Source organism: Nostocoides sp., from assembly GCF_035343835.1.
GTDB classification, from domain to species: domain Bacteria; phylum Actinomycetota; class Actinomycetes; order Actinomycetales; family Dermatophilaceae; genus Nostocoides_A; species Nostocoides_A vanveenii.
The window spans coordinates 1-2,643 of sequence record NZ_DAOQZV010000332.1 but is presented as its reverse complement, the minus strand read 5'-3'; the positions used below and the strand labels follow the sequence as shown (position 1 = coordinate 2,643).

Annotated in this window: 2 protein-coding genes; one reads left to right on the top strand and one right to left on the bottom strand. The window is 69.7% G+C overall.

Annotated features, from left to right (window positions below; genetic code table 11):
* Window positions 1-356: 356 nt before the first annotated feature.
* Window positions 357-1,538, bottom strand: a complete 1,182-nt coding sequence (locus PKH97_RS15710; RefSeq protein ID WP_324388550.1) for an acyltransferase — start codon at window positions 1,536-1,538, stop codon at window positions 357-359.
* A gap of 124 nt (window positions 1,539-1,662) precedes the next feature.
* On the opposite strand from PKH97_RS15710, the gene PKH97_RS15705 reads away from it, so the two are divergent.
* Window positions 1,663-2,643 (top strand): DUF3068 domain-containing protein (locus PKH97_RS15705; protein ID WP_324388549.1); only part of this gene is annotated, 981 nt, incomplete at its 3' end.

Below are 2,643 nucleotides of genomic sequence, written 5' to 3'. Positions count from 1 at the left end.
CGTGCCCGTCGACGAGGGCGGCCCCGGCCAACCCACGCGTCGCGGCGTGCGCGCCCTGTGCGTGCTCGCGCTCGGCGCAGTGCTTGCCGGTATGCCAGGTGCTGTCCTCGCCGGGCTCGTCCTGATCGCATCCGGCCGGGGCCGGCGACCTGGTGATGTCGCGGCTGATCACGATCGGGCGCCGCAAGAGCGACCCACGACCCGGGCAGTGGTGGCCGCTCTCGGAGGCGCGGCGACACGCCAGCCGGCCCCGGTCGCCGTGGTGATCCTGCTCACCCTGGCCGGCGCCGTTCAGGCGGGCTTCGCCGATGGCACCGGGCCGGGGGCGGCATGGGTCGAGGCGACGACGCGCACGCTCAGCCTGGTGGCGCTGCTGATCGTGGTGGCTGCGGCTCCACCTGCTCCGCCGCCGCTGGGGACCGGCGGCGCAGGGACGCCCAGCGGATGGCCGGCGCCTCGATCCAGGCGAAGCTGACGGCTGCGAGGGCCACGGTGATCGGGACACCGATGGCCAGGAGTGCGGCCAACCCGCCGGTGAAGACGTCGACGCCGGTCAGGGCATAGAGCCCGACGAAGACCGGGACGTGCCACAGAAAGATGCCGTAGGAGATCCGGCCCACCCAGACCACGCCCGGGCGAGAGAGCCACGCCGTCCACCAGCCGCGCGGGCCGAGGACCACCGGCCCGAGCAGGGCGGCGGCGAAGACGCAGGAGAGCAGCATCTTGGTCGTCAACTGCCATCCGCTGACGATGCCGAGCGTCAGCAACCCCGCCACCGGTGTGGTGGCCAGGGCGTAGACGGCGGCGCCCAGAGCCAGCACGGGGCCCGGTGCGGCCATCCAGGCGCGCAGCCGGCGGGCGAGCGGATGCGACTGACGGACAACGGCTTCCGCGAGGATCATGCCGATGAGGAAGCTCGCGCTGCGTGCCGGCAGCCAGCGCTCGTAGGGCGTGTCCACGCGCAAGTCACCACTGGGTGCCAGCCAGGTGCAGGCCAAGGCGAGAGGAAGCAGCGCCGCCAGCAGGGTCAGCGGCGCGTGGGCATTCTGTCGCCGCACGCGGTGCAGAAGTGCGGCCGCAATGGGGAGCACCGCATAGAAGGAGAGTTCGGTGGCGATCGACCAGGCGGGGGAGAAACTGGGGATCTGCGAACCGGGCGCATAGATTTGCAGCGCCAGCGCGTGCAGCACCACATCGCGCGCGTCCGGCCGTGCGGCCACGCAGACAACCAGCAGCACCACCCAGTAGGCGGGGAGCACGCGCGCGGCCCGGCGCAACAGATAGGTGCCGATGTCGAGCCGCTCGCCAGGGGCGCGCAGGAAGCCGAGGTGGAGCAGATAGCCGGAAAGCGTGAAGAAGAGGGCCACGCCGAAATCGCCGCGTCCCAGCAGCACGCCCCAGAATCCGCCCGAGTTCACAAAACCGGTCAGATAGGCCGCGTGGGTGAGCACGACGAGGCCGACCGCAACGGCGCGCAGGCCGTCCAATGCGGTGACGTGCGCGGGGAGCACGGCACGGTGGCGGTGCTCCGAATCCATGGCGGGCAGCATACGGACGCGGTCTGGCAGCGCCGCGGAGGTTTCCATCCGTCCTACTCGCTGGTAGCATCTGCCGACCACTGCTCCGGCCGGCCGGCCCCCCATTAGGAGAACGACCTCGATCATGCGGAAAATTCTCGGACCGCTCCTGCTAGGCCTCGGTGGCTTCCTGCTGACCACTGCCCTGATGGTGGCGCTGTGGGTGCCCGGGCAGGTCAAGAAGACTCCGCTCGACGTCGACAGCATCACCACGCTCCTCGGTGATGCGAGCTATCTCGGCAGTGACCGGGCGCCCGTCAAGGCGACCAGTCACACGGTCATCGACGGCGACGCCTCGACCGGGGCGGTCGCGGTCTTCCAGAGCTTCACCTGCCTGATGTGGAATAAGGACGGCAAGGCTCCCAACTGTGTCAGTGCCGAGGCCGCGGACACCCGCTTGATCAACGCGGGCGCTGACAACTTCGCCACCGACCGGGTGACCGCGGAAGCCGTCTCCGACCAGGAAAAGTTCCTCGGCGCCAATGCCTCGCCGCACGAGGGTCTGATCAACAAATTCCCCTTCGGCGTGGAGAAGAAGACCTACCCCTTCTGGGACGGCATCCTTAACCGCGCCGTGGACGCGGCGTTCGTCGGTGAGGAGAAGCTCGACGGGCTCAGCACCTACAAGTTCAATATCAACGTCCAGGACCAGCCCGCTGAGGTTGCCTCTGGCGTGCAGGGCAAGTACTCCGACGACAAGACGATGTGGATCGACCCGGTCACCGGCTCGATCATCAAGCAGGCCGAGAAGCAGGTCCGCACCCTCGCCGACGGTGGGTCCGCCCTCGACATGAACCTCGCCTTCACCGACGAGCAGGTGGCCTCGAACGTCTCCGACGCCAAGGCCAACGGCAACAAGCTCGGCCTGGTCGGCAAGATGCCGTGGATCGCCGGCCTGCTCGGCCTGGCGAGCCTGGCGCTCGGCGCCCTGCTCGTCCTGGGCAAGGGCGACGACGATGAAGTGGCGCCCGCTGCTGCGGCTCCGGCTGCAGGCACGACCGCGGCAGGCGCCACCACCGTCGGCACGACGCTGGCCGACTACGTCGACCGCTCGCTCGGCATCGGC

Coding starts and splice junctions, on each gene's coding strand:
- PKH97_RS15710 (WP_324388550.1), bottom strand. CDS start 1,538: ATGGATTCGGAGCACCGCCACCGTGCCGTGCTCCCCGCGCACGTCACC.